Source organism: Wenjunlia vitaminophila DSM 41686 (genome assembly GCF_000380165.1).
GTDB lineage: Bacteria > Actinomycetota > Actinomycetes > Streptomycetales > Streptomycetaceae > Wenjunlia > Wenjunlia vitaminophila.
Genome location: NZ_KB904665.1, coordinates 53,480 through 78,099, shown reverse-complemented (window position 1 = coordinate 78,099; position 24,620 = coordinate 53,480). Strand labels below are relative to the sequence as shown.

The window sequence follows — 24,620 nt, the reverse complement described above, 5'->3', positions numbered from 1 at the left end:
GGCGGCTACGCCGGTGTCTTCGTGGACCCCGACGGCCACCCCTGGGAGATCGCCCACAACCCCGGCTTCCCGCTCGCCGACGACGGCTCCCTCACCATTCCCGACCTCGGCGGGTCCTAGGGCCTGTCTGATAAATCCCGCCTGGGTCGTGACGCCTGGCACGCTCGCTGCGTTGTCGGGATCGTCCATGTACGCCCAGTACGAGGACGACCCTCCGCCTTGCGATCGCACGCACCAGACGCCGCGACCCCCGCCCTCCGAGCGGACGGCGCTACTTATCAGACAGTCCCTAGCGCGGCTGCGGGCGGGCCCGGCCGGGGGCGCTGCGGGGCGGCTCCCGGGGGCCGGCGCCCGGGCCGGTCAGGTGCCGTCAGGTGCCGGTCGTGGGCCCCGGCCAGGCCCCCTGCTGGAGCAGACGGACCACCAGCGCGGCGATGTTCCACGCGTCGTCCTCGCCGCTGTGGTGGCGCCCCTCCAGGGGCAACCCGGCCAACCGCAGGGCACCGGCCATCCCCGGGCGCTTGGGCAGGTGGTGGGCCTCGGTGAAGACCTTCTTGGCGTTGGTGTGCCGGTGGCCGAACGGGTAGGTGACGCCGGTGGCCTGGCACTGCCGGGTGAACTGGTTGCGGTCGTAGTCGCCCCAACTGGCCCAGGGGCGTGCCCCCGCCCGGTGTTCGGTCGCCAACCACCGGCAGGCCTCGGCGAAACTGACGCCGGTGTCCACCTCGTCCTGGGTCAGCCCCGTCAGCTCGGTGCAGAAGGCACTGACCCGGGACCGCGTCGGCCGCACCAGGACGCGGTGCCGGCCGACCCGTTCCCGCGCCCTCAGGTCCACCACGGTCAGCCCGATCTCAATGATCTCGCTGACCGCCCCGGGCGGCGGTTGTCCCTGCCAGCAGGTCGCTTCCACATCGACGACGTTCAACAGCAGTTCGGTGTCCTCCACGGTCCCGAGCCTAGGGAGTCCACCGCCCGCCCGGCACCCGGATTTCCCGCCGGTCGGACCTGGTCGGGTCTGTTCCCGGGCGGGGTGGGGAGGTCAGTTCCGCCGGGTGACGCAGGCGTCGAGGACCGGCCCCAACTCGCGGGCCACGGTGGTCAGCGCACGCACGTCGCGCTCGGCCCTGGCGAGCACGATCGCTCCTTCCAGCGCGCTGATCATCAGCGTGGCGAGCGGCTCGGCGCGCTCGGCCGGCACACCCATCCCGGTCAGTGCCTGGGCCACCTCGCCGCTCCAGCGGGCGAACGCCGCCGCGGCGGCGGCCCTGGTGGAGTCGGTGGAGTCGGCCCAGTCCACCGTCGCGGCGGCGACGGGGCACCCCTTGGTGAACCCCTCCCCGGTGTACTCGTCGGTCCACTGGCGCACCATCGCGGAGAACAGGCCGCTCGGGGTCGGGTCGGTCAGCTCGCCGAGGAAGCGGGCGACGCGTGTGCCGGCGTAGCGACCGGCCCAGTCCACGGCCTCGTTGACCAACTGTTCCTTGCCGCCGGGGAAGTAGTGCTGGAGTGACCCCCGTGGCGCCCCGGCGTGTTCGGCGACGTCGCGCATGCCGGTTGCGGTGACGCCCTGACGCCGGATGAGCTGGGCGGCGCTGAAGACCATCCGTTCGCGGGGTCCGCGCTCGCGGGGTTCCCGTTCGGCACCCGCCACCAACGACCTCCTACCGAACCGACGGACCAGGCGGACGGGCCGGGGGACGGGAGGGGCGGACCGTCGCCCGGCGACCCGACCAGCGTATCGACGTGGGGTGGGTCCACGGTCCTGGCCGGTCGTCGTCCCGTGGCACGAATCGGCCCCCGAGCCGTGGCTTCGGGCACCTGCCGCGAGGCAGGCGGGGAGGAAGAGGGCCGTCAGTGTGTCGAGGCGGTCAGACCGGGGCGTTCCTCTGCTCGACCGTTCGGCGCCGGGCGTCCCCCGACTGTCGGGCCGGGCTCACTTGCTGGCGATGCTCCACGTTCCGTCGCCGTCCTCGGTGGTGCGGCGGAGGGCGGTCCACTCGGCGTCGTCGACGCCGAGGGCCGCGCGGAGGTAGGCGGAGATCGCGTCGGCGAGGAGGACGACGCGGGCGGGGTCCTCGTCGGTGGTCTCGGCGACACCTTCGCCGGCGATGCCGCCCATGGTGTGCTCGGCCTCGGCGATGGTGAGCAGGCTCTTGGGGGCCGGGCTGAGGTGGTAGGCGTCGGTGAACCACTCCGGCCCCCGGGTGGAGAGCTGCGACTGGTCCTTGCCGCCCGCGATGACCAGGGCCGGGGTGGCCATGGTGGAGAAGTCCGGCTTCATGAACGGGAGGTTCTCGGCGGCGAACGGGGTGAGGGTGTCGCCGGTTCCGGCCGCGGCGATCAGCGCGCCGGCCGACACCGCGGAGTGGGTGAAGTCCTCGCCGGGAACGCCGTCGGCGTCGAGTACGCGGGCACCGAGGATGGCGCCCGCGGTCTGGGCGCCCCAGGAGTGGCCGACCACGGCGATGCGCTCACGGTCGACGCGGGTCTCCAGGTCGGCCCGGGCCAGGACGTCGCCAAGGTTGTCGAGGATCGCGTGGAGATCGGCTATCCGCACGCGCCAGATGGTGGCGAAGCGCGGGTCGTTCCAGCCGATGGCGTTGCGGCGGGAGTCCAGGTGGGTGGGCTGCACCACGACGAATCCGGCGGCGGCCCACCGGGCGACGAGGGGCTCGTACCCGTCCAGGGACCACGCGTTGCCGTGAGAGAAGACGATCACGGGCAGGTGCTGGCCCGACCGGGGGGCGGTGACCTTCACCTTCAGGTCGATGCCGCGGCCAGGTGCGGGAACGGGGATGGGCTTGACCGAGACGATCTGGCCGAGGGGGCGGGAAGCCATGGGAGACCTGCGCTTTCTCTGCGGAGCGGCTCTGTCATACTTTGGCGGAGCGACGTTCCGCCAATTTAGCGGAACATTGTTCCGCGAGCAAAGGGAGCCATCCGTGCCGGAGCCGGTCGGGGTACGCCAAGCACAGGCGCAGCGCACCCGCAGCGGCGTGCTGGAGGCTGCCGCGGCGGTCTTCGTCGAGCAGGGCGTCCAGGCGCCCGTCCGTGACATAGCCGAACGCGCCGGCGTCGGTGTCGGCACGGTCTACCGGAACTTCCCGACCCGCGCGGACCTGGTCACCGCCGTCTACCGGCACCAGATCGACGCCTGCGCCGCTCTCGCGCCCCGGCTCCTTGAGGAGTCCGCCTCGCCGTTCACCGCGCTGACCCTGTGGACGGACGCGTTCGTGGACTTCCTCGTGACCAAGCACGGCCTCGGCGCGGCGCTGGGGTCCGGAGATCCGGGGCTGGAGAACCTCCACGCCCTCATGCTCGACACCCTGGTCCCGGCCTGCGCGACGCTGCTGGACGCCTGCGCCGCCGCCGGCGAACTTCGCCCCGGTGTGACCGCCTACACGCTCATGCGCGCCATCGGAAACCTCTGCATCACCGGTCCCGACTACGACCAGGCCGACGCCAAGTGCGTGGTCGCCCTCCTCCTCGCCGGATGCCGCAACACGGCATGACGACAGGCCCGGCGCCCGTGCCGCCCGCACCCGCCACGCCGGTCTCCGTCCACTGCGCAGAGTCACGGCGTGGACTACGGCCGCATCCACCGCCCGCCGACTGGTAGCGGCTGCCCCCGGAGGGCGCCCGCGCGTCCGACGTCGCCGCAGGTCGTTTCGTTCCGACGTTCCTCGACCCCACGAATCCGCGCACGGGAGTTATGACACTCGACATGACTCCGTATTATGACCGCTGTCATAGTGGCGCGCGTGCTCGGCGGGCACGGCGACGGGAACGGTGGTGCGTGGTGACGGTGGGATTCCTCGGCCTCGGCGTGATGGGACAGCCCATGGCTCGCAACCTGGCGCGGGCCGGGACCCCGCTCGTCGTCTGGAACCGGACCCCCGCGAGGACCGAGCCGGTGCGCGCGGCCGGGGCCGAGGTGGCGTCGTGCGCGCCCGAGGTGTTCGAACGAGCACGGGTGGTGCTCATGATGATGGCGGACGGCGCCGCGATCGACTCCACCCTGGGGCGCGGCACACCGGACTTCGCCGCCACCGTCGCGGACCACGTGGTGGTCCACATGGGGACGACCTCCCCCGAGTACTCCCGCGGGCTCGCCAGCGACGTCCACGCCGCCGGGGGCAGCTACGTCGAGGCCCCCGTCTCCGGCTCCCGCACACCCGCCGAGGCGGGGCGGCTGGTGGCGATGCTGGCCGGGGAGCCCCACGCGGTGGAGACGGTGCGGCCCCTGCTCCGGCCGATGTGCCACCAGACGTTCGTCTGCGGCCCCGCTCCCAACGCGCTGCTGATGAAACTGGCGGTGAACCTGTTCCTGATCACCATGGTCACCGGGTTCACCGAGTCCTTCCACTTCGCCGACCGCCACGGCCTGGACCGGCAGCAGTTCCTGGACGTGCTCGCCGCCGGCCCCATGGCCAGTGACGTCTCCCGGACCAAGGCCGCCAAGTTGCTGGCCCGGGACTTCGCCGTCCAGGCGGCCGTCGCGGACGTCCTGAAGAACAACCAGTTGATCGCTGCCGCTGCCAGGAAGGCTGACGTCGCCTCCCCGCTGCTGGACGTCTGCCACGCCCTCTTCGACGAGACGGTCGCCCTCGGGCACGGCCGGTCGGACATGGTTGCGGTCCTGCACGCGTTGGAGAGCCGCACCGACCGTGTCCGGACGGCGTCGGGCCCCCGCGGGGAGCAGCCCCGGTAGCGTCTGGCCATGCGTGCGATGACGATTCCCCGGCCCGGCGGTCCCGAAGCGCTGGTGTGGGAGGAGGTGCCCGACCCCGCCCCCGGGGAGGGCGAGGTCCTGGTCGATGTGGTCGGCGCGGGGGTGAACCGCGCCGATGTCCTCCAGCGACAGGGCCACTACGACCCCCCGCCCGGCGCGCCCGCCCATCCGGGGCTCGAGTGTTCGGGGCGGATCGCGAAGGTCGGTCCCGGTGTGGACGGCTGGGCGGTGGGCGACGAGGTGTGCGCCCTGCTCGCCGGCGGGGCCTACGCGGAGAAGGTCGTCGCCCCCATCGGCCAACTCCTTCCCGTGCCGCGGGGCGTTGACCTGCTCACGGCCGCCGCGCTGCCCGAGGTCACCTCGACGGTGTGGTCGAACGTGTTCCAGATCGCCCACCTGCGGCCGGGGGAGACGCTGCTGGTCCACGGCGGTTCGAGCGGCATCGGAACGATGGCCGTCCAGCTCGGCAAGGCCGTCGGTGCCAGGGTCGTGGCGACGGCGGGCAGCCCCAGGAAGCTGTCGGCCTGCCGGGACCTCGGTGCCGACGCGGTGGTCAACTACCGCGAGCAGGACTTCGTCGAGGAGCTCGGCCGGCAGGGCGCCGACGTCATCCTGGACGTGGTCGGCGCGAAGTACCTGGCCCGGAACGTGGACGCGCTGGCGGTGAACGGCCGGCTGGTCGTCATCGGCCTCCAGGGCGGGGCGAAGGGCGAGCTGAACCTCGGCAAGCTGCTCGCCAAGCGCGGGGCCGTCATCGCCACGAGCCTGCGGAGCCGGCCACTGGTCGAGAAGGCCGCGATCGTGGCGGCGGTGCGCGAACACGTCTGGCCGCTGCTCGAGGCGGGTACGGTCCGCCCGGTGGTTGACCGGGTGTACCCCATGGCGGAGGCCACCGACGCCCACCGGTTGATGGAGAGCAGCGAGCACATCGGGAAGATCGTGCTTCGGGCGTGAGGTCCGGCGGGGCGGGCCGGCACCGGGTCCGCCCCGTGGGCGGGTGCGGCGGGCCAGGGGAGCCTAGCGAAATGCCTGATTTGTCGAGTTGTGCGAGTCTGGGACCGTGCTCCTCCCCCGGGCACGGTGGTGCCCCTCGTGGTCCGCGGGTTTCCTCCTGGCGGGTGCGCTGCTGGCCCTCGCCCCCGGTCCCCCCGCGGCGGCGGACCCGTCTCCCCCTCCTTGGCCGGTGCGCACGACGACCGGCGCGGCGGTGGACCCGTTGACCGCCGGCGCCGTGCCCACCGCCGGCGCCGTGCCCACCGCCGGCGCCGTGCCCACCGTCCGGGCCGTGCCCGCCGGCGAGGTGGAAGGGGACGGGGCGGACGGGGACGAGGGTGGCGCGGAGGGCGAGGACTCCTGGGAGATAGGGGAGTCCTGGGAGGGGGGCGAGCCCTGGGTGGAGGAGGGGTTCTGGGAAGGGGAGTGCTGCTGGGGCGGGGAGTACGGGGACGTGGGGGAGGCTTCGGGGGGCGATGGCGGGCAGGAGGCGGAGCCGGCCGAGGGCGGGGAGCGCGAGGGGCGGGGCGCGGACGACGAGGAAGAGGACCGGGGGACGGGTGGTGAGGTGGGGCCGGGGCGCCCGGAACCCCCACCGAAGCCCACCCGGGGGAACGCGGCCCTGCTCCCCCTGGGCGCCGGGCTGACCCTGGTCGGGTTCGGCGCCGCCCTGGTCGCCATCCACCTGCGTCGTGCCTGATCCGAAGCGGCACCGCATCTGGGGTGTGGGTCCCGGTGCCGAAGGGAGGGGTCTTCCAGGCGGAGGCCGAGGTGCGCTGGCTCGACCACTGCGAGACGCGGCTGACCCGGTTCGCCGAGTCCCGCGCGCTCCCCCCGCCCCGCCGGCGAACCCGTCGCCGTGACGGGACCCTCCGGCTCCGGCAAGTCCACCTCGCTGACCATCGCCGGCGGCCAACCTGAACACGCTGGCGACGGTGGACGCACCGCCGGGCGCGGCGGCGGTCCCGGCACGGGGCCCCGCCGGCCTTCCGGGGACGGGGACGGTGCCGGGGCGTTCGAGGCGCGGAGGGAGGGGGCACCACACAGACAGCACCCGTGTTGGAGAATGAGCACATGAGTATGCCGAGCAACGAACGCTCACCGGAGAGCCAGCAGATCCTCGTCGTCGGCCCCGACGGCATGGCGCTCGGCGGCGCCGACAACGGCGAGGACGAGGAGTCCCGGGAGACACCGGTCACCGAGATGGTCGAGCAGCCAGCCAAGGTCATGCGCATCGGCAGCATGATCAAACAACTGCTCGAGGAGGTCAGGGCCGCCCCCCTGGACGAGGCCAGCCGGGCCCGGTTGAAGGAGATCCACGCCAGTTCGGTCAAGGAGCTGGAGCAGGGCCTGGCGCCCGAGCTCGTGGAGGAGCTGGAACGGCTGTCGTTGCCGTTCACCGAGGACACCGTGCCCAGCGAGGCCGAGCTGAGGATCGCCCAGGCCCAGTTGGTGGGCTGGCTGGAAGGCCTGTTCCACGGCATCCAGACGGCGCTGTTCGCCCAGCAGATGGCCGCCAGGGCCCAGCTCGAGCAGATGCGCAGGGCCCTGCCCCCCGGGGTCGGCGGGCCGGAGCACCAGGCCGACGAAGCCCAGCACCACCGCTCGGGCCCGTACCTGTAGGCGTTCGTGCCGGCACCACCCGCTGGTGGTGGGCGGGCGCCGGTGGACCCGGTGCGCGCCGGTCCGGTCAGCGGCTCCGGTCAGCGGGCCGCCCGCTGGTGGTCGGCCCGCTGACCGGGGCCGCCGAGCGCCGGGCGATGGTGACCAGGTCGAGGGCGGCGCCGGTGAACTGCTGACCGGTGCGGTGCACGGCCCGCAGGGTCCGGGCGAGGTCGAGGCCGGGCACCGGTACCGCCACGACCGTGCCGGCGGACACCTCGTGCTCGACGGCGAGCGAGCTGAGCACGGCCGGCGCCACGCCCTCGGCCACCGCCGTCTTGATCGCGGTGGTGGAGGAGAGCTCCAGCAGCGGGGCGGCCAGCGGGATCTCGGTGTGGTCGCGCAGCGCGCGCTCCAGGAACAGCCGGGTGCCGGAACCGTGTTCCCGGCTCACCAGCGGGGTCCTGGCGAGGTCGGCCGGGGTGATGCCGGCACCCCCGCGGCGGGACCACGGGTGGTCGGGGTGCGCGATCACCGTCAGCCGGTCGCTCGCCACCCGGTGCGCGGTGAGGCCCCGCGGCACGCCGGGGCCCTCGACGAACCCGATCCGGGCGGTGCCGGCCAGCACCGCCTCGGCCACCTCGTCGGAGTTCCCCGTGGTCAGGGCGACCGTGGTCCCCGACCCGGAGTCGTGGAAGCGGGCCAGCCAGTGCGGCAGCAGGTACTCGGCGACGGTGAGGCTCGCGGCCACCGGGAGCCGGGTCTCCGCCGTGCGCGCCAGTGAGGTGACGCCGGCCTCGAGGGCGGCGGCCGCGTCGATCGCGGTACGGGCCCAGTCAGCGACGAGCGCGCCCCGGTCGGTGAGCCGGGAACCCCTGGGTGAACGCTCCAGCAGTTGGATTCCCAGCCGTCGTTCCAGATGCCTGATGCGGGAGCTCGCCGCCGGCTGGGTGATGCCGTGTGCCCGGGCGGCGGCACCCACACTGCCCAGTTTGGCGACCGAGAGCAGCAGGTCGAACGGCGCCAGGTCGCTCACGCGGCTGGGCAGGTACATAAAGCGAGTCTATGGGGTCATCCCGGATTGCTCCCTACCGCGGGACGAGGGGACGGAGCGACCGTGAGGCGCATGACCTCCGCCACGACTCCGTCCCCCGCCGCCCGCACCCGAACCGCTCCACGACCCGGAGACCGCCGCTGGCTGCTGCCCGAACTCGACCGGCCCTCCGACCTGTTCCGGGACCTCGGGCCGAACTGGTTCACCTCGGTGATGGGCACCGGGATCGTGGCGACCGCGGCGGCCACCCTTCCCGTGCACCCCGCGGGGCTGCGCACCGCGGCCACCGTGGTCTGGGCACTGGCTGCGTTGGTGCTCGTCGGGCTCGCCGCCGCCTGGGCGGTGCACTGGCTACGGCACCGGGACCGGGCCAGGGCGCACGCCGACCACCCGGTGATGGCGCACTTCTGGGGTGCCCCGGCGATGGCGCTGATGACCGTGGGAGCCGGTGCCCTGTCGCTGGGCGAGGACTGGTTGGGGGAGTCCCTCGCGCTGTGGACCGACGTGGTGCTGTGGTCGGCGGGTACCGCCCTGGGCCTGGTGACCGCGGTGTGGATTCCCTACCGGGTGATCACCGGGCACCGGGTCGCCGCGGACTCCGCGTTCGCGGGGTGGCTGATGCCGGTGGTGCCGCCGATGGTCTCAGCGGCCACCGGGCCCGCCCTGCTGCCCCACCTGCCGCCGGGGCAGGGGCGGCTCACCCTGGTGCTGGGGTGCTACGCCATGTTCGGCGTCAGCCTCTTCGCCAGCCTCGTCATCATCGTCCAGGTGTGGGGGCGCCTGGTGCACCACGGGATCGGCCCGGCGGCGATGGTGCCCACGCTGTGGATCGTGCTGGGCCCGCTGGGGCAGTCGGTCACCGCGGTCAACGTGCTCGGCTCCGTCGCCCCGCTGGCCCTGTCCGAGCGCCAGGCCGCGGCCGCGGACGCGTTCGGTTTCCTGTACGGGGTGCCGACCTGGGGTTTCGCGATGGTGTGGATGGCCCTGGCCGGGGCGTTGACGGTGCGCTCCGCACGCAGGCACCTGCCGTTCGCGTTGACCTGGTGGAGCTTCACGTTCCCCGTCGGCACCTGCGTCACCGGCACCAGTGCCCTGGCCACACGGCTGGACTCGGACGCGCTGACCTGGGCCGCGGTCGCGCTGTACGGGTTCCTGGTGCTCGCCTGGGCCACCGTGGCGGTGCGCACAGCGCGGGGATGCCTGCGGGGCGGCCTGTTCCTCCCGGCGGGCCGGTCCACAGTCGGGAGGTGACGTCCCCTGTCCGGGGCCCGGCGTCCGGCTTGCTCGCGCGAGCTGACACTGGCTGCTGCGATGTGGCACCGCTTCCGGACCGGCCAGGCGGTCAGCCGTTCACTGACCGCCTACGACCACTGACAGTACTCGGAAGGGCTCGTCCAGGGTGGGCGGTACTGCTGTCCTGGCGTGCCGACACCGGACGGGAGGTCAGGTGAGGACGCCAACGCGGGCGGCGAGGCCGCGCAGTTCCGCTGTGGTGCGCCCAGAAACGAGCAGCCCGGAGACCAGGGATTTCACCGCGGGCCGGGCGTGGGTTTCTTCAGGGGCATGGTGCTCGGCGATCAGGAGTGTGCGAATGCACTCATCCCTGCGCCCCCATCGCCCGAGCGCGGAGGCGACATCGGTGTAGTAACGGGCACGGCGTTCAGTGGTGGGCAACTTGTGCGGGGCCACAGTTTGAGCTGCGGCGAGGGCCGCGGAGGGGTCGCCTGCGGAGTTCTCGGCAGAGATGCGGTGAAGTTGGACGGTGGTGGGGCTGAAGCCGCCACCGTGGTCGTGCAGCAGCGTGGTGCCTCCGCGTTCGGAGGCGATTGCGGCGGCTTCGTCGGTCAACTCGCGCATTCCTGATACGTCACCGGCACGGGCGGCGGTGTACGCCGCGCACTGGACCAGCAGCCCGCGTTCGGCCGCGTGCGTCGGATGGCAGGTGCGCAGGCCAGGGTGGTCGGCTGCGTTCAGGGCGATGGACATCCCCTGCTCGTACCAGCCGGCCTTGCGAGCAAGGACGGCGAGCTGGCGGGCGGCTTCAGCGGTTAGCAGAGGGTCACCGCTGGCTTCGGCGGTTTGGCGTGCGCGGTCCGCGGCCATCCAGCCGAGCTGCTGCTCGTCGAGTTTGATCAGCATGCGCGTGACGAGCAGGTAGCTCCGGGCCAGAAATGCGCCGTGCTCCGCCCCCGAGGCAGCGCGTGCGTGGCCGGCGCAAAGGATCCGGGGCAGACGTACGGCCAGGCTGCCATACGCGCAAGTGTGGAAGTCGGTGAAGGCGCGGTCCAGGTCCGCGCGCAGGACCGCCGCCGACGGCACGGCGACATTGGCATGGAGGCCGAGCATGGCATCCCTCACACGGGCGACCAGGACCTCGCCGACGGCGAAGCCCTGGTCCGGCGTCTTACCAGTGGGCAACATCGGGGCGCCGACAGCCGCGGCAGCCGAGACCGCGAGATTCGCAAGCAACTGCCTGCGCATCACCGGACCTTCACCATCCTCCCGAGTCCCTCCTGCCAGCCTAGGGCTAGGAAAGCGGGGGTAGGCCGTGGCTGGGCCGATCGCGTGCCCATGTCGAACATCTGGCTGAGCAGTAAGGCCAAACGCCTGAAGCGGGATGTCGAGAGCGTCGGCGAAGCGCCGCAACACGACCGTGTCCGTCAGTGCCGAGACGCCGCGCTCGTACCGGGAGACCTGCGCAGCGGAGTAGCCGGTCAGCGCGCCAAGCTGGGCCAACGTCAGGCCCTGCTTTATGCGCGTGCGGCGAATCAGCTTACCGGGGGGCTCAGCCGCCGCGGGTAATTCCCGTCCTCTGACCGCGCCCATACCGTCCCTGCCCGTGACCGAGGGTGTGTCGCCCTCACCGTAGCGATGTCCAGCGGGCCGGCACAGGCGATTTGCAGCAGGTGCAAACGGCTTTGCGTTCGCCGCAAGCGCCCCTGCCTTCGGAACTGCCGGCGCGGTGTCCTCAAAGGGCAGTCGGCCCGCCAGACCGCGGGCCGCCACTCTGCAAGGAGGTGTGTGCGATGGGCGTGATCCAAAGGGCCGCAGGGACGGTACCCAGCGGCAAGGAAGGGGGTGCTTCCATGGAGAAAATCCTGGTCACCGGTGGTGCAGGATTCATCGGTTCCCACTTCGTCAAGCGAATCCTGAATGCAGACGATGTCGCCGAGGTGACCGTTCTCGACGCTCTCACGTACGCAGGACACATCGAGAACCTGGGCGTGGCGTTCCTCAGCCCAAAGCTGCGGTTCGTCCGCGGCAACATCCTCGACACCGCCCTCGTGGATGACCTCATGAGTCGGCACACGGCGGTGGTCCACTTCGCCGCCGAGTCCCACGTCGATCGGTCGTTCCACGCGGCCGGCGCCTTCATCACGACGAACGTGCACGGCACGCAGACCCTCCTCGATGCCGCGACGCGTCACGGCATCGAGCGCTTCGTGCACGTCTCGACGGATGAGGTCTACGGGCCGGTGCCCAAGGGCACCGCGACGGAGGAGTCCCCACTTCGGCCGTCCGTCCCCTACGCCGCGTCCAAGGCCGCGAGCGACCTCATCGCCCTCTCGTATTACCAGACTCACGGCGTGCCGGTCTGCGTGACCCGTTCCTCGAACAACTACGGTGCGCGCCAGCACCCCGAGAAGATCATTCCCCTGTTCATCACGCGGCTCCTCAAAGGGGAGAAGGCCACCCTGCACGGACGCGGCGAGCACGTCCGCAACTGGCTCCACGTCGAAGACAACTGCGCCGGCGTCGAGGCCGTCCTGCGCGGGGGCACCCCGGGGGAGGTCTACAACCTCGGCGGCGGCACCGACCTCACCAGCCGGGACCTCACCGAGCACATCCTGCACATCTGCGGCGCGACCTGGGAGAGCGTCGAGTACATCCCGGACCGGCAGGCGAATGACATCCGGTACTCGATCGACTGGAGCAAGGCCGCACAGCACGTCGGCTACCAGCCGGAACGGGACCTGGACGAGGGCCTCGCCGAGACCGCCGACTGGTACCGGCGCAACCCCGACTGGTGGATGCCCCTCGTGCGGACCCCGCAGGCCGCCCCCGCCCTGCGCGTTTTCACCGCTGCCCTGGCTGGGCGGTGACCGCCGTGCCGAGGCGCATCCTCGTCACCGGAGTCGGCGGCGCTCCCGGCTTCGACCTCGCCCGCTCCGTCCAGCGGCTCGGTTACAAGGTGCTCGCGGCCGACGCGGACCCGTACGCGGCCGGGCTCCTCCTTCCGGAAGTCACCGCACACGTCCTCCCGCCGGCGACGGACGCCGCGTACTGCGCCGGCATCCTCCGCCTCTGCGCGAAGTCCCGACCTGATGCCGTCCTCTCGACCGTCGAGCGGGAGCTCCCGCGGCTCATCGGGCTTCGCCGGCCGCTGGCGGACCTCGGCGTCACGACGTGGCTCCCCGGCCGGAACGCGGTCACGGCGTGCGGTGACAAAGCACGGTTCGCCGCGGTGCTCACCGAGCACGGTGTGCCGACCCCGCGCACCGTCCTCCCGGACGAACTCGAGCGCGCGCCGGATGGGCCCCTCGTCGTCAAGCCGCGGCACGGCCAAGGCGGAAAGGGCGTACAGGTGTGCCGCACGCGGGAGCAGGCCAATGTGCTGTGCGAGCTCACCCCGGCGCCGATCGTGCAGGAGTACGTCCGCGGGCGGGAGTTCACCGCGGACTGCCTCGTGGACCGCGCCGGCCGGGCCTCCGTGATCCTCCGGTACCGGCTTCTGGTCAAGGGCGGCCTCGCCGTCGTCTCGCGCACCTTCAGCGACCGCGAGGTGGAGCAGTGCACCCTCGCCGCCCTCTCCGCGACCGGCATCACCGGAGCGTGCTGCGTGCAGGGGTTCATCCGGGAGGACGGGCCGCAGCGGGTCGTCATCACCGAGGCGAACGCCCGGGTCGGCGGAGGATTCCCCGCCTCCGTCGCGGCAGGCGCGGATTACATCGGGCAGTACCTCCGCGGCCTCTTCCGCCAGGACATCGATCATGGCCGGCTCACGTACAACCCGGACGTCACCCTCACGAAGTACGTCGAGACGCTGACCACCAGCGAAGGGACGAAGCAATGAGCCACACCGTATCCCCGGACGTCGCGCGGAACGCGCGCCCGTACCTCTACGGTGGCGAGGTGGCCGCTCTCATTGAGGTGCTACGCGTCGGCCAGTACAACCACAGCACGGTAACGGATCAGTTCGAGCAGGAGATCGCCGCGTTCCTCGGCGTGCCGGACACTGTCGCGGTCGCCTCCGGCACAGCGGCAATCCACGTCGGTCTGCTCGCCGCCGGCGTGGGCCCGGGGCACGAGGTCCTGGTGCCCTCCTTCACCTTCTGCGCCACCGTCCAGGCGATCCTCGCTACGGGTGCCCGGCCGCGGTTCATCGAGGTCAATCCCCGTACCGGGTGCGTCGAGCCCACCGAAGTGCTGGCCGCTCTCACCCCGCACACCCGCGCTGTGCTGCCGGTCCTCTACAGCGGCCGGGCCGTTGACCTCACCCCGGCCCGCCCCGCGCTGGACGAGCAGGGCGTCGCTGTGATCGAGGACGCCGCCCAGGCGTTCGGTTCCTGGCAGGGAGAGGGCAGGGTCGGCGCGACCGGCGTCGTGACATGCTTCTCCTTCGGCCCGATCAAGAACCTCACGTGCGGGCTGGGCGGCATGGTCGTGCCCCGTACGCCGCTGGAGGCCGACATCTGCCGGCGGCTGCGTAGCCTCGGCATCGTGGAGTCCGCGGCCCACCGTGCGGAGGCGACGACATACACGGTGGACGGGTTCGGGATGCGCGTGCAGATGTCGGCGCTTAATGCCGCGATCGGGCTCGTGCAGCTCCGTCACTTCGCTGAGGCGCAGACCCGGCGCAGCGGCCTCTGGCGCGCGTACGCCGCCGCTCTGGAGGGTATCGACGGCATCGCCCTGGTTGACGCCGACGTAGACCAGACGGTCCCACCGATGTGTGCCGTCCGCATCTTCGACGGCCGCCGTGACCGCGTGTTCCGCACGCTCCGGGAACGCGGTATCGGCGTCGGCGCGCACTACCCGCCGAACCACACACAACCGGCGTTCGCCGAGTGGCACCGCCCGCTGCCGGTCACCGAGGCACTGGGCCGGCAGATCATGACCCTACCGTTCCACCAGCACCTCACGGAGGCTGACGCCGAACACGCCGTCAGCGAGCTCCGCCGTGCCCTCACCATGGGGGCGGGGCGGTGAGCGGCGCCCGGCCGCGGCGCCTGCTGACCGTGTGCCTCGGCAACCACTGCCGCTCACCGGTCGCGGCGCTCGTTCTTGGTGAACTCGGTGGCCGGGCTGTTGAGGTCCGTTCGGCCGGCACCCGGGACAAGTGGGTCGGCCACCCCGCACACACCCAGATGGTGCACGCCGCAGCGGCCGCCGGCTACGACCTCACCGCGCACCGCGGCGTGCACCTCAACCGCGGACTGCTGGAGTGGGCGGACATCGTCCTTGCGATGGACGCCGGCATCCTCGCTGTGGTGCGGGCCCTCGCCGGCGAGGTGACCGGGACGACGCTCGGCCCCTACCTGGAGGACCGGGACGTCCCCGACCCGTGGGGGAAGGAGCCGGCGGCCTTCGCCGACGTCGTCCGTCTCATTGAGGACGGCGCGCCCCGAAATCTTCCGTAGACCCCCGACCGGCGGGGTCAGCCGGACGCGGCGGAAAGCAGCACGTCCACGAGCCTGTCCGCCGCGTCTGGCCGTCCGTGCGCCCGGCACACCTCTGCCATCTCCGCACGGCGCGCCGGGTCGGTGAGGAGCGGCCCGAGAGCGTCCCGGAGCCGGTCCGCGGTGACGTCTCCCTCCAGGGCAACTGCCGCGCCCGCATCCTCCAGATGCCGGGCGTTGTGCGCCTGCTCGTTCCCAGCCGAGGAGGCGAGCGGCACGAAGACCGCGGGCTTGCCCAGGGCGGTGAGCTCCGCGAGGGTGCCGGCACCACTGCGGGAGACCACGACATCGGCGAGTGCTAGGACGTCGGGAAGCTCCGCGCCGACGAACCCGGTGAGGTAGTACCGGCCCCCGATCCCGGGTGGGAGCGCCGCTGCGCTGGCGCGCAGCCCCTCAACGTTCGCCGGCCCGCACTGGTGCACCACGTTGGCGCGTTCCAGCAGCCACGGCAGTGCATCCCGCACGACATCGTTGATCTGTTGGGCGCCCTGGGCACCGCCGGTGACGTAGAGCGTCGGAAGCCGCCGGTCGAATCCCGTCAGTCCGAGCGCGGCGACCGCCTTGTCCGCGTGCCCGCTGAGGATCTCGGGCCGCACCGGGTTTCCCGTGACGACTGCCGCGGACCGTACGGCCTCCGGAAGGAGCGGCAGCGTCGACTCCGATGACACGGCGATGCGCGCCGCCGACCCAGCCAGTTTCCGGTTCGCCAGTCCAAGCCGAACGGTCTGCTCGTGCAACACGAGCGGGCGCTTGCACAGCCGGGCGGCGAGACCGGCCGGGACGGCGACGTATCCGCCGGTCGCCAGCACGACGTCCGGCCGGAAGCCGCTGATCGTCTTCCGCGCCTGGGCGACACCCAGCGGCACCCGCGCCATGTCCCGGACGTTCGCCGGGGACACCATCTTGAGAGGGTTCGCGGCCCGGCGGATCTTGCCCGTCGCGACCGTCGTGAAGGCGATGCCTTCGGCCGGGGCGACGCGGGCCTCCAACCCCTCGGGGGTCCCGATCCAGAGGACGTCAAGCGCGCGGCCTTCGACCGCCAGTCGCGCCTGCAACGCCCGGACCGCGGTGAGCGCCGGGTAGGTGTGGCCCCCAGTTCCGCCGCCAGACACAATCAGGCGAAAGGTCAGCTTCGCGGCAATACGGTTATAACTAGGGGTAGCCATGGTATTCCTACCTTCAGGGCGATCTACGCAGTCAAGAGCCGCCCGCGGACGTATGTGTTCCGCATCACACTAGACGAGAGTCCAGACGGCACCGTTGCGGTCAGTGATTGCTTGACCTGCTGCCCTGTCCTTGTCGTTGTGTCAGATCGGCAGCGAGCACGAGGATTCGGCACAAGACCCGGGCTGCCACTCTCTCCCTTGCGGGCCGACCACAGCAACTGCGGGTGACGTCCCGCAAGGTCGCTGGATTCATGCAACTTAGTCGTGGCCGGTCGAGACCCAGACGTCGATCTTGACGTTGTTCGGGGGCACGAACTCGATCTTGGGGTCCTGGTCCACCACGACGCCCTCGCCGTAGAGGGTCTCGTTCTCCTTCTTCTCCACCAGCTCCCAGTCCGCCGCCTCGGCGCACTCCTGGACCTCGTCGATGTCCGCACCGACGAAGCTGGGGATCATGATCTTTCCACCGATCTCGGTGGGCTTGGTGCACTCCGACGCCTTGACCTGCTTGTACGGGTTGCCGGGCTTGACGCTCGGGGTGTCGTCGGTCGGGTCGTCCGTGGGGTCGTCGGTCGGTTCGTCGGTGGGGTCGTCCGTGGGCTCGTCGGTCGGGTCGTCGATGGGGTTGGTGGTACTGCTCCAGGTGTCGGTCGGTTCGTCGTCGGCCTGGTCGTTCGAGTCACCGCGGGTGGATATCACGACGATCACCACCACCAGCAGCGCCAGCACGGCCGCGACGACGCCGATGACCACCCCGGAGTTGCTGCGCCCGCCGTTCGGCGGCCGACCGTGCCCGGGTGGCGGCTGGGTGTTGAACGGCGGCGGGGTGCCGGGGCCCGGCTGGTGGACCGGTGTCGGGTACCCGCCCATGCCCATCGGTGCGGGCGTCGGCGTCTGGTGGGGCATCGGCGCCGGCGGGGGCGTCTGCGGGCCGAACGGCGGCGGGGGCGTGGGCTGGTACGGGGTCTGGACCGAGCCCTGCGGGCCCGGCAGGCCACCGGAGACCGGGGGGAAGACCGCCGAGGAGACGGCCTGGCCGGCACCGTGGGCCCGCGGGCCCTCACTGATGATCAGCGGTGTGTTGCCGGTGTTCCCGCTGTGGTTGACCCGCCTGGCCTCGTCGCGCATGGCCTCGGCGGTGGGGAAGCGCTCCGCCGGGTTCTTCCGGAGCGACCGGGCCACCAGCGCGTCCACCGCGGGCGGTACCGCCTGGTTGATCGACGAGGGCGCCGGCGGCTCCTCCTGGACGTGCTGGTACGCGATCGCCAACGGGGAGTCCCCGTCGAAGGGCAGGCGGCCGGTGAGCAGCTCGAACAGCATGCAGCCGACCGAGTACAGGTCGGACCTGGCGTCCACGCCGCGGCCCAGGGCCTGCTCGGGGGAGAGGTACTGGGGGGTGCCGACCACCATGCCGGTCTGGGTCATCGAGGTGACCCCGGACTGGAGGGCCCGGGCGATGCCGAAGTCCATGACCTTGACCACACCGCGGGCGGTGATCATCACGTTGCCCGGCTTGATGTCCCGGTGCACCAGGCCCATCTCGTGGCTGGCCTCGAGCGCGGCCAGCACGTCGGCGGTGATGCTCAGGGCCTTCTCGGTGGGCATGGCCCCGTGCCGGGCTATGTCCTCGTCCAGCACGTCGCGCAGCGGTTTGCCCTCGACGTACTCCATGACGATGTACGGCACCGCGGCACCGTCGATGCTGTCCTCGCCGGAGTCGAAGACGGAGACGATGTTGGTGTGGTTGAGTTTGGCGACGGCCTGGGCCTCGCGCCGGAAACGTTCACGGAAGGACGCCTCACGGCCGAGCTCCGTGTGCAGGGTCTTCACCGCGACTCGCCGGTCGAGCACCGTGTCGTAGGCCAGGTGGACCGATGCCATTCCCCCTTGGCCCAGGAGGTGTTGGAGTTCGTACCGGCCGTTGCCGACCGAATGCCCCCCAGCACCGCCGTTCCGTGCGCCGTCCCCGCTCATCTGATGGATCCCCCTCGGCGCACCGCGCACCTTACTCTCGTGTCTGGCTCTGCCCGCCAAGTCTGCCCTAGCGCCCTGACACGTCAAGTTGCTTGACCGTTCCGTCACCGGATGCCCAATACCCCGCCACCACGGTTATCGGATTGCGATGAACGCGCCACAGACCGTGTGTCCGAGTGCGCTGTTCCTCTTTGTTTCCAAGGAATTTGAGTGCGCCCCCGCGGGGCCCCGGCGTCCCGCGAGCGGCGGGGGGAAGGCGCTTGCGGGTGCCGGAAATCGTGGGGTACCGCCCGTTCCATCCGTAGTGACTGGTCTCGCTGCCATTCCCGAAGCGGTAGCGTGCTGAGGGAGAGACGACCGTGTACGAGCCGGAGAGCGACGGCGAGGACTAATGGCACCCACGCACGCCGATGGGGGCTCCGGGCCCGATCGACCCACCGGTGGAGAGGGCCCGCAGGACGGGCCCGACCAGTGGGGCAACAACGGCAAGGTGGGCGAGGGCCGTTACCGCCTGACCCGCAGGCTGGGCCGTGGCGGGATGGCCGAGGTGTTCGCGGCGGAGGACGTCCGCCTCGGCCGCACCGTGGCGGTCAAGCTGCTGCGCGCCGACCTCGCGGCCGACACGGTGGCCAAGGCGCGTTTCACCCGCGAGGCCCAGTCGGTGGCCGGGCTCAACCACCACGCGGTGGTCGCGGTCTACGACTCCGGCGAGGACCAGCTCGACAACGGCCAGACGGTGCCGTTCATCGTGATGGAGCTCGTCGAGGGGCGCACCATCCGCGAGCTGCTGCTGAACGCCGAGGCCCCGCCGTTGGAGCAGGCCCTGGCCATCGTCTCGGGGGTGCTGGCCGCGCTCAGCTACAGCCACCAGCGCGGCATCGTGCACCGGGACATCAAGCCGGCGAACGTCATCATCACCAACGAGGGCGCGGTGAAGGTGATGGACTTCGGCATCGCCCGGGCCCTGCACGCGGCGGGAAGCACCATGACCCAGACCGGGATGGTCATGGGCACCCCGCAGTACCTCTCCCCCGAGCAGGCGCTGGGCCGGGCCGTGGACGCCCGCAGCGACCTCTACGCCACCGGCTGCATGCTCTACGAGCTGCTCGCGCTGCGTCCGCCGTTCGTCGGCGAGACGCCCCTCTCGGTGGTCTACCAGCACGTCCAGGACCCTCCGGCGGCTCCGTCGGAGATCAGCGAGCGGGTGCCCCCGGAGCTGGACGGCCTGGTGCTGCGGGCGCTGGCCAAGGAGCCGGACGACCGTTACCAGAGCGCCGAGGAGATGTCCGGCGAGATCCAGTACGCGCTGCGGATGCTCTCCAGCGAGGGCGGCCACACCGGCACCTGGGCCACCGGTCACAGCGGGCCCACCACCCCGCCGATGGGCACCCCGCTGGCGACGACGATGGCGGTCGTCCCGCCCGAGGACGGACCGCTGGGGCCCCCGTTGCTGATCGGGCCGCCCGACGGCGGTGACCACCAGCCCCGCCGGCGGGGGCGCAGGGTGGTGCTGGTCGCGGTGGTGGCCGTGCTCGCGATCAGCGTGGGCGTCTTCGCCGCGATCAAGGGCTCGCTCGACGACGAACCGAGCGGCAGCCCGAAGCGGACCACCAGCGAGGCGCCCCAGAACCCGGGCAAGAAGCCGAAGGCCTCCCCCGAGCAGGAGAGCACCCCGGACGACCCCACCGGGGGCGACGAGGGCGGCGACACCTGGACGGAGCCGGAGACCTACGACCCGACCACCGACTCCACACCGAGCTGGGACCACACCTCGACGGAGACCAGCGAGCCCACCGGCGGGGAGACCTCGACCCAGACCACCACCCCGCCGCCGGACGGGTCGGATCCCCCGACGGACCCGACGGGGGACCCGACCCCCACGGACACCGGCACCGACGACACCTCTGCGGGCACCGTCGAGGGCACCGACGTCGGGGGTACGGACGCCGGCACCGGCGAGACCACGGGCCAGCAGGGCTGACGGGCCCCGGGCCGGAGCCGGCTCCGGGGTCAGGCCGTGAACGCCTCGAGCACCGCCTCGTACTCGCGCGTCCACCACACCACGAGCGCCGCGGTGGAGGGGAACAGCGGGTCGGCCCTGCGGTCGAGGTGCTGGTAGCGCCAGCGCAGCGTCCAGAAGTCGTTCAGCCGTTCCCACCACACCCGGTGGACCGCGGCGCCGAGCTCCTGTGGCGACACCCCGGCCGCCTGCCGGTAGGCCCGGGCGTAACGGCGCACCTTGGCCAGGTCGAGTTCGCCCTCGCTGGGTTCTGACTCCAGGAAGAAGATGGCCGCGGCGCGCACCGCCTCCTCGGCCCGCGGCTGCTCGGCGAGCCGGTCCCAGTCCAGGATCGCCACCGGCTCCGAGCCGCGGTAGAGCAGGTTCAGGGGGTGGAAGTCGCCGTGCACCCAGCCCACCTCCGGCTGGGAGCCGTCCCTGGGGCGTCGGTGCGCCAGTCGGTCGAGCAGCGCCCTGCGCTCCAGCAGCCTCCGCTCGGCGAGGTCGTCGAAGGCGTCCCGGGGGGACTGCCTGCGGACCAGTTCGAGCAGCTCGCCGATGAGGGCGTCGGTGTCGTCGGGGTCCGCGGCGGCGTACCTGGAGGTCCGGGGCCGGCCCGGCACGGGCGGTTCGGGGTCACTCGTTCCGGTGTCCTGGACCTCGGCGAGCGAGGTGTGCACCAGGCCGAGCAGGGCTCCGAGCCGGGCGGCCTGGTCCGCGCTGAGCTCCGTGCCGTTCCGGTGGCGCCCGTGCACCCACGGGTAGAGGCCGAAGCGGCGCTCCTCGAAGACCGCGACGGTGCGTCCCCGCTCGTCGGCGAGCGGGGGGGCGACGGGCACGCCGAGCTCGTCCAGCCGGACGGTGGCCTGGTGCTGGTGGGCGATGGATGCCTCGTCGGCGTCCAGGTAGTGCTTGAGGAAGAACTCGCCGCTGGTCGTGCACAGCCGGTAACCCCGGTTCAGCAGACCCTCGGCCACCGGTTGGCAGGAGAGCGGGGCGCCGGCGCCGTACCGACGCAGCAGGGCGTCGAGCAGACTCCGTGTCGGCGCCGTTGCCTGACAGTGAGTCACGGGCAGATGCTAGTTCACGCGGGGGCGCACAACCGGCGCACTCTGCCATGGAGGAGTGCGCCCCGTCCGGCTCCCCCACCGGTCCCGGTGTCCGTGCCCGCCCGGGCCGCCCGGCAAGGGGGCGCCAGCGGAGGTCAGGGCACGTCGGACCCGTCGGTGGGGGAGTGCGGGAGATTCATCCGGGCGGCATAGACCGCGGCCTGGGTGCGCCGGGCCATCCCCAGCTTGGCGAGGAGCCCGGACACGTAGTTCTTCACCGTCTTCTCGGCCAGGCCGAGACGCTCGCCGATCTCCCGGTTGGACAGGCCGTCGCCGAGCAGGACCAGGATGCGGCGCTCACGTTCGGTCAACCCCGGCGGTCGTCCCCCGCCGTCCCCGGCCGGCGCCCCGGAGTCCCGCGGGCACAGCCGCCGGACGGCGTGCGCGGTCCACGCCGCGTCCAGCAGCCACTCCCCCGCCGCCACCCGGCGCACCGCGTCCAGCAGGTCCGCGTCCCGGATTCCCCGGAGCACACAGCCGACCGCCCCCGCCCGGATCGCCTCCAGCAGGGCCTCGTCGTCGAGGTAGGGAGCGAGCACCAGACAGGCCACCTCCGGCCGGGCGAGCCGGACCCCGCGGCAGACCTCGGCCCCGCTGACGTCCGGCGGGGACATGGTGAGGACGGCGACGTCCGGGCGGACCAGGGGGATGCGGGCCAGGGCCGCGGACCCGGTGGTGGCCTCGCCGACGACCTCGATCCCCGCCGCACCGGCGAACAGCCGGTGGAGGCCCCGGCGTACCACTTCTTGATCTTCTAGTAGGAAAACAGTGATGCGCCCGTTTTCTCCCACCGGCACAGAATCGCACACGATCGCCGGTCGAAGGCTCTTACGCAGGTCGGCCGCTCGGGATACCGTGCCGTTGTCCCGGTGGCCGCACCACGGCGACACATCCTCGGATTCCCTAGTAAACGGGGGTGAACGGAGCCCTTCGCGCCTCTGCGCGCCCCATGGGTAACGTTCGTCGTGCAGGCTCGTCACCGGGACGCGCTGTCACACCCGGAGCCTCCCTCCGCCAGCCATCAGGTGGAGGGGTCAGCCGCACCCACCCCGTGCGGACTCGGCGGCACCGGGCGAACCGGCAGGCCGTCGGAGACCCCGGGGGCCGGACAGACCGAGGAGTGAACGTGACCGTCGAAAGCACGGCGGGGGCCCGTAAGGCGCCAGGTGCCGCCAAGAAGGCCGCCGCCCGCGGCAGCACCAAGACCAGCGGCAGCACCAAGACCAGGGGAGCGCGCGCTGCCCGCAACGCTCCGGCGAAGCCGGAGATCGTCCAGTTGCTGACGCCCGAGGGCAAGCGCGTCTCGCACCCGGAGTACTCGATCGACCTGACCTCCGACGAGCTGCGCGGACTGTACCGGGACATGGTCCTGACCAGGCGTTTCGACGGTGAGGCCGCGGCCCTGCAACGCCAGGGCGAGCTGGGCCTGTGGGCGTCCCTGCTCGGCCAGGAGGCCGCACAGATCGGGTCGGGTCGAGCGCTGCGCGACGACGACTACGTGTTCCCGACGTACCGGGAGCACGGGGTGGCCTGGTGCCGCGGTGTCGACCCGCTGAACCTGTGCGGGATGTTCCGGGGGGTGAACCACGGCGGCTGGGACCCCAACCAGAACAACTTCCACCTCTACACCATCGTCATCGGCTCCCAGACCCTGCACGCCACCGGCTACGCCATGGGGGTGCAGAAGGACGGAGCGGACTCCGCGGTCATCGCCTATTTCGGTGACGGCGCCTCCAGCCAGGGAGACGTCAACGAGGCGTTCACCTTCGCCGCCGTCTACAACGCGCCGGTGATCTTCTTCTGCCAGAACAACCAGTGGGCGATCTCCGAGCCGACCGACCGGCAGACCAGGGTCCCGCTGTACCAGCGGGCCGGCGGCTTCGGCTTCCCCGGGGTGCGGGTGGACGGCAACGACGTGCTCGCCGTGATGGCCGTCACCCGTGCGGCCCTGGAGCACGTGCGCTCCGGCAACGGCCCGATGCTGATCGAGGCGTTCACCTACCGGATGGGCGCCCACACCACCTCGGACGACCCCACCCGCTACCGCCACGACAGTGACCTGGCGGCCTGGCGGCTCAAGGACCCGATCACCCGGTTGCGTACCCACCTCACCGATCTCGACGCGGCCGACCAGGCGTTCTTCGACGCCGTGGAGAAGGAGAGCGACGCCTTGGCCAAGCGCGTCAGGGAGGGCGTGCGCAGCATGCCGGACCCGGGCGCCATGGAGATGTTCGAGCACATCTACGCCGACGGCCATGCGCTCGTCGACGAGGAGCGTGCCGCGTTCGCCGAGTACCAGTCCTCGTTCGTCGACTCCGAGGGGCACTGACCATGACCGCCATGCCCATTGTCAAGGCCATCAACGCCTCGCTGCGCACCGCCCTGGAGAACGACCCCAAGGTCGTGATCATGGGTGAGGACGTCGGCAAGCTCGGCGGGGTCTTCCGGGTCACCGACGGTTTGCAGAAGGACTTCGGGGACGACCGGGTGATCGACACCCCGCTCGCCGAGTCCGGGATCATCGGCACCGCCATCGGCCTCGCGCTGCGCGGCTACCGCCCGGTCGCCGAGATCCAGTTCGACGGCTTCATCTTCCCCGCCTTCGACCAGATCGTCACCCAGCTCGCCAAGATGCACGCCCGTTCCCTGGGCAAGGTGAAGCTGCCCGTGGTGGTGCGGGTTCCCTACGGCGGCGGCATCGGCGCCGTCGAACACCACAGCGAGTCCCCCGAGGCGTACTTCGCCCACACCGCGGGACTGAAGGTGGTCACCCCGGCCAACTCCGCGGACGCCTACTGGATGCTCCAGCAGGCGATCCAGAGCGACGACCCGGTGCTCTTCTTCGAGCCCAAGGCCAGGTACTACGACAAGGGTGAGGTCAACGCCGACGCCATCCCGGACCCGCTGCACGCGGCCCGGGTGGTGGCCGAGGGCAGTGACCTGACCATCGCCACCTACGGGCCGCTGGTCAAGGTGGCGCTGGAGGCGGCGACCGCCGCGGCCGAGGACGGGCACAGCGTCGAGGTCGTTGACCTGCGCTCGCTGTCCCCGCTCGACTTCGACACCCTCCAGGCGTCGGTGGAGCGGACCGGGCGCCTGGTGGTGGCGCACGAGGCTCCGGTGTTCCTCGGCCTCGGTGCCGAGATCGCGGCCCGGATCACCGAGCGCTGCTTCTACCACCTCCAGTCACCGGTGCTCCGGGTGGGCGGTTTCCACGCGCCCTACCCGCCGTCCCGGCTGGAGGACGAGTACCTGCCCGACCTGGACCGGGTACTGGACGCCGTCGACCGCGCGTTGGCGTACTGATCGTG

Annotated in this window: 22 protein-coding genes and 2 pseudogenes; 14 read left to right on the top strand and 10 right to left on the bottom strand. The window is 71.8% G+C overall.

The features are described 5' to 3' along the window. Nucleotides 1-120 (top strand): annotated as a pseudogene (locus tag A3IG_RS35180) (VOC family protein); the annotation flags it as partial. 250 nt (nt 121-370) lie between these two features. Here the strand turns inward: A3IG_RS35180 and A3IG_RS0112250 are convergent. The 3 genes from A3IG_RS0112250 to A3IG_RS0112240 form a co-directional block, all read right to left on the bottom strand. Then, entirely contained in the window at nt 371-946 is a 576-nt protein-coding gene (locus tag A3IG_RS0112250) for a 3'-5' exonuclease (RefSeq protein WP_018383858.1), read from the bottom strand. Between the two features lie 93 nt (nt 947-1,039). Continuing rightward, a complete protein-coding gene (locus tag A3IG_RS0112245) occupies nt 1,040-1,603 on the bottom strand; it encodes a TetR/AcrR family transcriptional regulator (protein WP_040911333.1) in 564 nt (187 codons plus the stop codon). A gap of 330 nt (nt 1,604-1,933) precedes the next feature. Beyond that, complete coding sequence (locus tag A3IG_RS0112240) at nt 1,934-2,839, bottom strand: alpha/beta hydrolase family protein (RefSeq protein ID WP_018383856.1); 906 nt, start codon at nt 2,837-2,839, stop codon at nt 1,934-1,936. A gap of 103 nt (nt 2,840-2,942) precedes the next feature. On the opposite strand from A3IG_RS0112240, the gene A3IG_RS0112235 reads away from it, so the two are divergent. The 5 genes from A3IG_RS0112235 (at nt 2,943) to A3IG_RS0112215 (ending at nt 7,348) form a co-directional block, all read left to right on the top strand. Continuing rightward, entirely contained in the window at nt 2,943-3,512 is a 570-nt protein-coding gene (locus tag A3IG_RS0112235; protein ID WP_018383855.1) for a TetR/AcrR family transcriptional regulator, read from the top strand. Nucleotides 3,513-3,796: 284 nt separating this feature from the next. Continuing rightward, on the top strand, nt 3,797-4,711 hold the full coding sequence (locus tag A3IG_RS0112230) for an NAD(P)-dependent oxidoreductase (RefSeq protein WP_018383854.1): 915 nt from the start codon (nt 3,797-3,799) through the stop codon (nt 4,709-4,711). 9 nt (nt 4,712-4,720) lie between these two features. Beyond that, nucleotides 4,721-5,686 carry an NAD(P)H-quinone oxidoreductase gene (locus tag A3IG_RS0112225; protein WP_026220192.1) on the top strand — a complete coding sequence of 322 codons (966 nt, stop codon included), beginning with the start codon at nt 4,721-4,723 and terminating at the stop codon, nt 5,684-5,686. A 229-nt stretch (nt 5,687-5,915) separates the two neighbouring features. Beyond that, nucleotides 5,916-6,425, top strand: coding sequence for a hypothetical protein (locus A3IG_RS34205; RefSeq protein ID WP_026220191.1), 510 nt, complete (start codon nt 5,916-5,918; stop codon nt 6,423-6,425). A gap of 374 nt (nt 6,426-6,799) precedes the next feature. Next, complete coding sequence (locus A3IG_RS0112215) at nt 6,800-7,348, top strand: bacterial proteasome activator family protein (RefSeq protein ID WP_026220190.1); 549 nt, start codon at nt 6,800-6,802, stop codon at nt 7,346-7,348. A 67-nt stretch (nt 7,349-7,415) separates the two neighbouring features. Here A3IG_RS0112215 and A3IG_RS0112210 read toward each other — a convergent pair whose 3' ends face one another. Continuing rightward, nucleotides 7,416-8,381 carry a LysR family transcriptional regulator gene (locus tag A3IG_RS0112210; RefSeq protein ID WP_018383851.1) on the bottom strand — a complete coding sequence of 322 codons (966 nt, stop codon included), beginning with the start codon at nt 8,379-8,381 and terminating at the stop codon, nt 7,416-7,418. 72 nt (nt 8,382-8,453) lie between these two features. Between A3IG_RS0112210 and A3IG_RS0112205 the strand changes: the two genes are divergently transcribed. Next, the gene (locus A3IG_RS0112205) at nt 8,454-9,632 is read left to right on the top strand and encodes a TDT family transporter (protein WP_018383850.1); all 1,179 of its coding nucleotides are present in this window, start codon (nt 8,454-8,456) and stop codon (nt 9,630-9,632) included. A gap of 192 nt (nt 9,633-9,824) precedes the next feature. Here A3IG_RS0112205 and A3IG_RS0112200 read toward each other — a convergent pair whose 3' ends face one another. Further along, nucleotides 9,825-10,862: an XRE family transcriptional regulator gene (locus tag A3IG_RS0112200; protein ID WP_236719265.1), complete on the bottom strand. Its 1,038-nt coding sequence runs from the start codon at nt 10,860-10,862 to the stop codon at nt 9,825-9,827. A 138-nt stretch (nt 10,863-11,000) separates the two neighbouring features. After that, nucleotides 11,001-11,207 (bottom strand): annotated as a pseudogene (locus A3IG_RS35170) (helix-turn-helix domain-containing protein); the annotation flags it as partial. A gap of 260 nt (nt 11,208-11,467) precedes the next feature. Between A3IG_RS35170 and rfbB the strand changes: the two are divergent. From rfbB to A3IG_RS0112180, 4 genes are read left to right on the top strand one after another with little or no spacing between them, the layout of a single operon-like run. After that, nucleotides 11,468-12,484 carry a dTDP-glucose 4,6-dehydratase gene (gene rfbB / locus A3IG_RS0112195; RefSeq protein ID WP_018383848.1) on the top strand — a complete coding sequence of 339 codons (1,017 nt, stop codon included), beginning with the start codon at nt 11,468-11,470 and terminating at the stop codon, nt 12,482-12,484. Between the two features lie 5 nt (nt 12,485-12,489). Then, entirely contained in the window at nt 12,490-13,455 is a 966-nt protein-coding gene (locus A3IG_RS0112190) for an ATP-grasp domain-containing protein (RefSeq protein ID WP_018383847.1), read from the top strand. Beyond that, complete coding sequence (locus tag A3IG_RS0112185; RefSeq protein WP_018383846.1) at nt 13,452-14,591, top strand: DegT/DnrJ/EryC1/StrS family aminotransferase; 1,140 nt, start codon at nt 13,452-13,454, stop codon at nt 14,589-14,591. The genes A3IG_RS0112190 and A3IG_RS0112185 overlap by 4 nt, the downstream gene beginning before the upstream one ends. After that, a complete protein-coding gene (locus A3IG_RS0112180) occupies nt 14,588-15,022 on the top strand; it encodes an arsenate reductase/protein-tyrosine-phosphatase family protein (protein ID WP_018383845.1) in 435 nt (144 codons plus the stop codon). Before A3IG_RS0112185 ends, A3IG_RS0112180 begins: the two co-directional genes overlap by 4 nt. A gap of 17 nt (nt 15,023-15,039) precedes the next feature. Here A3IG_RS0112180 and A3IG_RS0112175 read toward each other — a convergent pair whose 3' ends face one another. Continuing rightward, entirely contained in the window at nt 15,040-16,227 is a 1,188-nt protein-coding gene (locus A3IG_RS0112175; protein WP_051087468.1) for a UDP-N-acetylglucosamine--N-acetylmuramyl-(pentapeptide) pyrophosphoryl-undecaprenol N-acetylglucosamine transferase, read from the bottom strand. 258 nt (nt 16,228-16,485) lie between these two features. Next, a complete protein-coding gene (locus A3IG_RS0112170; RefSeq protein WP_026220188.1) occupies nt 16,486-18,201 on the bottom strand; it encodes a protein kinase domain-containing protein in 1,716 nt (571 codons plus the stop codon). A gap of 391 nt (nt 18,202-18,592) precedes the next feature. Here A3IG_RS0112170 and A3IG_RS0112165 point away from each other — a divergent pair, with 391 nt between their 5' ends. Next, entirely contained in the window at nt 18,593-20,182 is a 1,590-nt protein-coding gene (locus A3IG_RS0112165; protein ID WP_018383842.1) for a protein kinase domain-containing protein, read from the top strand. Between the two features lie 29 nt (nt 20,183-20,211). Here A3IG_RS0112165 and A3IG_RS0112160 read toward each other — a convergent pair whose 3' ends face one another. Beyond that, nucleotides 20,212-21,270 carry a phosphotransferase enzyme family protein gene (locus tag A3IG_RS0112160; protein ID WP_018383841.1) on the bottom strand — a complete coding sequence of 353 codons (1,059 nt, stop codon included), beginning with the start codon at nt 21,268-21,270 and terminating at the stop codon, nt 20,212-20,214. Nucleotides 21,271-21,404: 134 nt separating this feature from the next. Then, nucleotides 21,405-22,100, bottom strand: coding sequence for a LuxR C-terminal-related transcriptional regulator (locus A3IG_RS29480; protein WP_078500358.1), 696 nt, complete (start codon nt 22,098-22,100; stop codon nt 21,405-21,407). A 335-nt stretch (nt 22,101-22,435) separates the two neighbouring features. On the opposite strand from A3IG_RS29480, the gene pdhA reads away from it, so the two are divergent. Next, nucleotides 22,436-23,638 (top strand): pyruvate dehydrogenase (acetyl-transferring) E1 component subunit alpha, encoded by a 1,203-nt coding sequence (pdhA, locus tag A3IG_RS0112150; RefSeq protein ID WP_018383839.1) that lies wholly within the window; start codon nt 22,436-22,438, stop codon nt 23,636-23,638. A 2-nt stretch (nt 23,639-23,640) separates the two neighbouring features. After that, a complete protein-coding gene (locus A3IG_RS0112145; RefSeq protein ID WP_018383838.1) occupies nt 23,641-24,615 on the top strand; it encodes an alpha-ketoacid dehydrogenase subunit beta in 975 nt (324 codons plus the stop codon). Nucleotides 24,616-24,620: the final 5 nt, after the last annotated feature.

What these genes read in the sequence shown, in the direction of transcription:
- A3IG_RS0112245 (WP_040911333.1), bottom strand. Translation starts at nt 1,603, where the DNA reads ATGGTCTTCAGCGCCGCCCAGCTCATCCGGCGTCAGGGCGTCACCGCA.
- A3IG_RS0112240 (WP_018383856.1), bottom strand. Translation starts at nt 2,839, where the DNA reads ATGGCTTCCCGCCCCCTCGGCCAGATCGTCTCGGTCAAGCCCATCCCC.
- A3IG_RS0112225 (WP_026220192.1), top strand. Translation starts at nt 4,721, where the DNA reads ATGCGTGCGATGACGATTCCCCGGCCCGGCGGTCCCGAAGCGCTGGTG.
- A3IG_RS0112215 (WP_026220190.1), top strand. Translation starts at nt 6,800, where the DNA reads ATGAGTATGCCGAGCAACGAACGCTCACCGGAGAGCCAGCAGATCCTC.
- A3IG_RS0112210 (WP_018383851.1), bottom strand. Translation starts at nt 8,381, where the DNA reads ATGTACCTGCCCAGCCGCGTGAGCGACCTGGCGCCGTTCGACCTGCTG.
- A3IG_RS0112205 (WP_018383850.1), top strand. Translation starts at nt 8,454, where the DNA reads ATGACCTCCGCCACGACTCCGTCCCCCGCCGCCCGCACCCGAACCGCT.
- A3IG_RS0112200 (WP_236719265.1), bottom strand. Translation starts at nt 10,862, where the DNA reads ATGCGCAGGCAGTTGCTTGCGAATCTCGCGGTCTCGGCTGCCGCGGCT.
- rfbB (WP_018383848.1), top strand. Translation starts at nt 11,468, where the DNA reads ATGGAGAAAATCCTGGTCACCGGTGGTGCAGGATTCATCGGTTCCCAC.
- A3IG_RS0112185 (WP_018383846.1), top strand. Translation starts at nt 13,452, where the DNA reads ATGAGCCACACCGTATCCCCGGACGTCGCGCGGAACGCGCGCCCGTAC.
- A3IG_RS0112175 (WP_051087468.1), bottom strand. Translation starts at nt 16,227, where the DNA reads ATGGCTACCCCTAGTTATAACCGTATTGCCGCGAAGCTGACCTTTCGC.
- A3IG_RS0112170 (WP_026220188.1), bottom strand. Translation starts at nt 18,201, where the DNA reads ATGAGCGGGGACGGCGCACGGAACGGCGGTGCTGGGGGGCATTCGGTC.
- A3IG_RS0112165 (WP_018383842.1), top strand. Translation starts at nt 18,593, where the DNA reads ATGGCACCCACGCACGCCGATGGGGGCTCCGGGCCCGATCGACCCACC.
- A3IG_RS0112145 (WP_018383838.1), top strand. Translation starts at nt 23,641, where the DNA reads ATGACCGCCATGCCCATTGTCAAGGCCATCAACGCCTCGCTGCGCACC.